4 protein-coding genes and 1 tRNA gene are annotated in these 6146 nt (G+C 68.8%); 2 read left to right on the top strand and 3 right to left on the bottom strand.

Annotation, left to right across the window (positions count from 1 at the left end; translation table 11 throughout):
• Entirely contained in the window at positions 1-2922 is a 2922-nt protein-coding gene (mobF, locus tag H7F49_RS16185) for a MobF family relaxase (protein ID WP_185684616.1), read from the top strand.
• 13 nt (positions 2923-2935) lie between these two features.
• On the opposite strand, the gene H7F49_RS16190 is transcribed toward mobF, so the two are convergent.
• Both H7F49_RS16190 and H7F49_RS16195 read right to left on the bottom strand, forming a co-directional pair.
• Positions 2936-4222, bottom strand: coding sequence for a tyrosine-type recombinase/integrase (locus tag H7F49_RS16190; protein WP_185684617.1), 1287 nt, complete (start codon positions 4220-4222; stop codon positions 2936-2938).
• A 158-nt stretch (positions 4223-4380) separates the two neighbouring features.
• Positions 4381-4471 (bottom strand) — tRNA-Ser (locus H7F49_RS16195).
• A gap of 76 nt (positions 4472-4547) precedes the next feature.
• On the opposite strand from H7F49_RS16195, the gene H7F49_RS16200 reads away from it, so the two are divergent.
• On the top strand, positions 4548-5612 hold the full coding sequence (locus H7F49_RS16200) for a peptidylprolyl isomerase (protein ID WP_185684618.1): 1065 nt from the start codon (positions 4548-4550) through the stop codon (positions 5610-5612).
• 132 nt (positions 5613-5744) lie between these two features.
• Here H7F49_RS16200 and H7F49_RS16205 read toward each other — a convergent pair.
• The coding region (locus H7F49_RS16205) for a transposase (RefSeq protein WP_185684619.1) at positions 5745-6146 on the bottom strand (402 nt) is incomplete at its 5' end.

Raw genomic sequence — 6146 nt, forward strand, 5'->3', positions numbered from 1 at the left:
ATGCTGTCGGTCGCCAATGTGCGCTCGGCTGGCGGGGCAGCGAGCTACTTTGCCAAGGACAACTATTACGCGGGTGCCGATGCCGATCGGTCAGGCGTATGGGTCGGCAAAGGGGCCGAGCGACTGAGCCTGTCGGGGACGGTGGAAGCCGCCGCCTTCGAGGCGATCCTGCGCGGCGAGCTGCCCGGCGGCGGGCGCATCGGGCGCGAGGGTGCGGACCACCGGGCCGGGACCGATCTCACCTTCTCGCTCCCCAAGAGCTGGTCGCTGCTGGCCCTCGTCGGCAAGGACGAGCGGATCATTGCCGTCTACCGGAGCGCGGTGATCGAGACCCTGCGGTGGGCCGAGACGAACGCTGCGTATCTGCGGATCGAGCGGGCCGGCAAGGAACGCCGGGTGCAGACCGACAACCTCACCGTGGCGCTGTTCCAGCACGATACCAACCGCAACCAGGAACCCAATCTCCACTTCCACGCCGTGGTCGCGAACATGACGCAGGGCCCGGATGGGACCTGGAAGGCGCTGCGCAATGACCGGCTGTGGGCGCTCAATACCCTGCTCAACGCCATGACCATGGCGCGCTTCCGGGGCGAGGTTGAGAAGCTCGGCTACCAGATCGGCGCCATTGGCAAGCACGGCAACTTCGAGGCCGCCGGGATCGGGCGCGAGACGGTCATGGCCTTTTCCACCCGGCGTCAGGAGGTGCTCGACGCCCGGCGCGGCAGCGGGCTTGAGGCAGGCGTGATCGCGACCCTGGCGACGCGGTCGGCCAAGCCGCACGATGTAGATCGCGGTGCCTTGCTGTCCCGCTGGGAGGAACAATCCTGGGGCTTGGGGATCGACCTCGCCGGCATGGTGCGCGACGCCCACGAGCGGTCGGCCGTCATGGCGCTTGCCGCGCAGCGACAGGACCAGGATCGTCCCTCGATCGCCCAGCGGGGCAGGGTGATGGTGCTCGAACTGGCCGAGCGTCTGGGGATCAAGGAAGGCGATCCCCTGGTCCCTGCGCGCATCCATTTGCGGCCTGCGCAGGAGATCGCCGCAGCCCACGCCGTGGCCTCGGCTGTGCGGCACCTGTCGGAGCGTGAAGCCGCGTTCAAGGCCACTGACCTCGCCAAGGCCGCGCTCGACCTTGGTCTGCCTACGACCATGCCGCTGATCGAGAAACGCATCGGACAGCTGGCCGGTCAGGGGGCGCTCAGCAAAGGGCGCGGGGCCAGGCAAGGCTGGCTCACCACCACCGCGGCAGCGGCGCTGGAAGCCCGCATGCTGGCCGAGATCGAGCGGGGTAGAGGCGCGGTAAGCCCGATCCTGTCCAGCGAGGTTGCGGGGGCGCAATTGCAGGCCTCTGCCAGCCTGGGCTTCGGCCTGACGCTGAACGCGGGCCAGGAGGCGGCCGGGCGGATGATCCTCGCCTCGGCCAACCGCATCGTCGCCGTGCAGGGGGTGGCCGGGGCCGGCAAGTCCAGCCTGCTGCGCCCGCTCGCCCGGATCCTGGGCGAGCACGGCAAGCAGGTCATCGGGCTTGGCGTGCAGAACACGCTGGTGCGCATGCTGGAGCGCGAGACGGGGATACCCTCCATGACCCTGCAACGCTTCCTGGGGCAGCATCGCGGGCTCCTCGATGGGAGCCCGGGCAAGGGCGAACTGGCCGAGGCGCGCGCCGCCTATCGGGACACGGTGTTGGTGCTAGACGAAGCCTCGATGGTCTCGACGCGCGATTCTGACCGGCTGGTCCGGCTCGCCAATCTGCTGGAGGTCGACCGGCTGGTGCTGATGGGCGATCCCAAGCAGCTGGGCGCGGTCGAGGCAGGCAAGCCCTTTGCCCTTGCTCTTGCTGCCGGCACCGAGACCGCGCGCATGGAGACCAACCTCAGGGCGCGCTCCGCGACACTGCAGCGGGCGCAGGCGGCCGCCCAGCACGGCCGGACCGGCGAGGCGCTGGAGCATCTCAAGGACCATATTGTCGAGGTGAGCGAGAACAGCGCCGTGGTTGCCGCCGAGCGCTGGCTCGCACTTCCCCCAGCCGAGCGCAAGCGCACTGGGATCTACGTCGCCGGCCGCCAGCTGCGCGACGAGGTGAACGCTGCGGTGCAGACGGGTCTTGTCGCCAATGGCGAGATCGGCCCGGACCGCATCGATCTGACCGTCCTCTCGCGCGTCAACGCCACGCGCGAGGAGCTGCGGCAGGTGCGCAGCTACGCGCCGGGCATGGTGCTCGAGCTCACATCCCGCCAGCCGCGCCAGCGCCTCTCCAGAGGGCGGTACGAGATCGTAGGGGTGGACGCAGTCAAGGGCGCCGTTGCCCTTCGCGATGCCAGCGGCCGTCGGCACAGCTTCATACCTTCGCACCTTGGCGCCTCCGGCGACAGCCTCGCCATCCAGCTCCATGAGCGCAAGCCGCTCACGCTCTACACCGGCGACACCATCCGCTGGACCGCGAACGATCACCAGCGCGGGATGATCAATGCCGACCGGGCGACCATCGCGGCCATCACGCCGGATGGCCTGACCGTACGCACCTCTTCCGGCATCGCGCAGGACCTCCGGTCCGGCGATCCCATGCTGGCGCGGATCGATCTGGCCTATGCGCTCAATGCCCATATGGCACAGGGGCTCACCTCCGACAAAGGCATCGCAGTGATGGACAGCGCAGGGCGCAAGCTGCTCTCGGCCCGCAACTTCCTGGTGACGATCACCCGCCTGCGCGACGAGCTCACCCTGATCGTCGACAACCGCGACAAGGTGGCGCTAGGGATCGGCCGCAATCCCGGCGACAAGACTTCGGCCCTCGAGGTGACCGAGCGGCTCGGCGCAGCGGCGACCAAGGGCCAGGCTGCAGGGAAGCCGCCCGAGCCGAGCCGTCAGCCCGAGCTCGAACGCACGATCGAGCGGGTCAGGCCCTTCGAGATAGGGCTATGACGTGGGTCACGACCTATCGGCAGGGCCAGCCGAGCATCTTGGCCGGTTCCGGGAAGATCCCAAACAACTTTGTGCCCCACTCGGCGGCGATCTCGCGGCGCCGGGTGAGATAGGCCGCACGGTTGTAGGCCCCTTCCGAGCCCGAGACGCCTTCCGGGACATGCGCCAGCATCAGGTCGATGACATGCCGATCGGCCGGCGTGCCGCCGCGCTCGGCCCACTCGTTCATGATGGTCGAGAACGAGGCCCGCCAGCCATGCGGCACGTGGCGGCCCTGGTAGCCGCAGCGGTTGTAGAAGTAGCTCAGCGTGTTCTCGCTCATCGGCACCCGGGCATTGCGGTTGCTGGGGAAGACCAGTGGCCCGCGGCCGGTCAGCGCGTGGACCGCCCGCAGCACCGCCACCGCCTCGGCCGAGAGCGGCACCAGATGCTCGAAGCCCTGATCGTGCTTGAGCTCAAGCATCAGCTTCATCCGCGCGGCGGGCACGCGCCACAGCGCATCAGGACAGGGCGCCTCGCTGGTCCAGTCCACGGTCTCGATCTCGGTCCAGGGCAGCGCACGGATCATGCCGGGGCGCTGCGCGGTGAGCGCGAGGAAGCGCGAGGCAAGCTTGGTCAGCGGTGAGGCGGGCTCGGCCTCGGTCTTGCGGATCATGTCGTGCAGGGCCTCGAGCGAGAGCAGCGCCGGGCGCTTGCAGGCGCGCGGCACGGGCTTCAGCGCCCTGGTGACCACGCTGGCCGGATCACGGGTGGCTGCGCCCTCGGCGATCGCATGGACAAACACCGCCGACATGCGCTGGCGCACCCGGTGCGCGGTCTCGATCGCGCCGCGCTGTTCGATCTTGCGCAGGACCGACAGGACCAGCGGCTCATCGATCTCGCGGATCGGGAGCTTGCCGATCCAGGGGAACACCTCCTTCTCGAGGCTGCCGAGGACATCGCCCGCATGGACCTTCGTCCAGCGATTCTTCTGCAGGTCATACCAACCCCGCGCCAGCGCCTCGAAGGTGTTGCCCGCCGCCACTGCGCGCTCGACCTTGGCCTTTTGCGCCTCAAGCCCCGGGTCGCGGCCGTCCGCCAGCAGCTTGCGCGCCGCCGCCTTGCGCTCCCGTGCCACCTTCAGCGGCAGGTCGGGATAACTTCCCAGCACGAGCCGCCGTTCCTTGCCGGCAAACCGGTACTTCAGCCGCCAGCTGCGATGACCCGACTTGGTGACAAAGAGGTACAGGCCCTCGGAATCGGCGAGCTTGTAATCCTTGGCCCTGGCCCTGGCATTTTTGACGACAAGTTCTGTGAGCATCGATGCCCCCGGATCGGCGATTGAGTGCCCCCGCAAACGCCCCCGGACGGGCGCGGCTGCATGGGGAACAATCAAAACAAATAGGGAACAATGCTGGCCGCAAAACCGCGCAAATGCAAGGAAAATGGGACTTTACAGGAGCCTTGCAGAGCGCAAGGTGGCGGAGCGGGAGGGATTCGAACCCTCGATACGCTTTTGACGTATACTCACTTTCCAGGCGAGCGCCTTCGACCACTCGGCCACCGCTCCGCGTGCACTGGAAGGGCTGTGCCCTAGCGAGGGTCGGGGGGTTTCGCAAGCGCGGGGTGCGTGGCACAGTGGGTGGATGTCCAGACCGCTGTTCCGCACCCGCCTTGCCGGCCTTCCCCTTCTGGCCGGTGCCCTGTCCGCGCTCCCCCTGCTGGCCGGCGCTCCGTCCCTGGCCGCGGCCGAGCCCGTCCTGTCCCCGGCCGAGATCGTCGCCGCCGCGCCGCAGGGCGAGTGGGTCGCGATCGCGCCCGACGACCTGCTGGTGATGGACCTGGCCGCCGATGCCGCCGGCAAGCCGCGGCGGGTGGTGATCCAGTTGATGCCGGCACCGTTCTCCCAGGGGTGGATCGGCAACCTCCGCAAGCTGGCGGCGGCGCACTGGTGGGACGGGCTGTCGGTCAACCGGGTCCAGGACAACTATGTGGTCCAGTGGGGCGATGCCGCGGGCGAGGACAAGGCGAAGGCCCGGCCCCTGCCCGCCGGGCTCGCCCCGACCACGGGCGCGGACTATGCCGCGCGCTGGGTCCCCGGGCTGGTGCCCTGGGCGCTCACCCCGATGGGCCAGGCCGCCCCCGAGATCCCGCCGCCGCCGCCCGCCGCCCCGCCCGCGATCACCGCGCGGGTCGCCGATGCCTATGCCCGCGCCGTCGGTTTCCGCGGCGGCTTCCCGGTGGCGCTGGGCTATCCCGAGGGACCGCCCAAGCCCTGGAAGACCGTGGCGCCGGTCCAGGCCTGGCCGCTCCACTGCTATGGCGCGGTCGGCGTCGGCCGCGACATGCCGCCCGATGCCGGCACCGGGGCCGAGCTCTACACCGTGATCGGCACCCCGCCGCGCCACCTCGATCGCAACATCGCCGTGGTCGGCCGGGTGATCGAGGGGATCGAGCACCTTGCCTCCCTGCCGCGCGGCACCGGGCCGCTGGGCTTCTACCAGACCGCGGCCGAACGCACCGCGATCCAGTCCATCCGCCTCGGCAGCGACGTGCCCGAGCTGCCCCGCTACCAGTTCCTCTCGACCGAGGGCGCCAGCTTCGCGCGCTATGCCGAGGCCCGTGCCAGCCGCCGCGACGCCTTCTTCGTCACACCGGCCGGCGGAGTCGACATCTGCAACCTGCCGGTGCCGGTGCGCCGGGCGCCGTAGGGCCCGAAATTACCCCTCCGTCAGCCGCTGACGCGGCTGCCACCTCCCCATTTGGCTGCGCAAAATGGGGAGGATCGAACCGAAGATCCTCCCTGTTTTCGCCGAAGGCGCAAACGGGGAGCAACCGTCTTGTTACGCGGCCCATGTTTGTTGATTTTTGATCATGGCGTTGAGTGTTGCGATTAGCTTTCGCATTATGGCGACGAGGATGACCTTTGGCGGTTTTCCGGCGTCGGCGAGGCGTTGTCTGAAGGCCTTCATGGCCGGGTTGTGTTGCCCGGCGACGAGGGCGGCCATGTAGGCGGCATCGCGCAATGGCTTGCGGCCTCCGATGATGCGCCTTTGCCCTCGCAAGGTGCCACTTTCGCAATCGAACGGAGCGACGCCGACCAGAGAGGCGGCCTGACTGTAGCGCGACGATCTGGGTGAGAAGAGCGCGACGATCAGGATGAGAAGTTGATTGTCGCGGCGCGACAGTTTGTGGCCATTCTGATTGTCGCTGGCAAGGTTTATCGGTCGTCCTGATTGTCGCGG

This window comes from Novosphingobium aerophilum (genome assembly GCF_014230305.1).
Lineage (GTDB): Bacteria > Pseudomonadota > Alphaproteobacteria > Sphingomonadales > Sphingomonadaceae > Novosphingobium > Novosphingobium aerophilum.

What these genes read in the sequence shown, in the direction of transcription:
- mobF (WP_185684616.1), top strand. Translation starts at nt 1, where the DNA reads ATGCTGTCGGTCGCCAATGTGCGCTCGGCTGGCGGGGCAGCGAGCTAC.
- H7F49_RS16190 (WP_185684617.1), bottom strand. Translation starts at nt 4,222, where the DNA reads ATGCTCACAGAACTTGTCGTCAAAAATGCCAGGGCCAGGGCCAAGGAT.
- H7F49_RS16200 (WP_185684618.1), top strand. Translation starts at nt 4,548, where the DNA reads ATGTCCAGACCGCTGTTCCGCACCCGCCTTGCCGGCCTTCCCCTTCTG.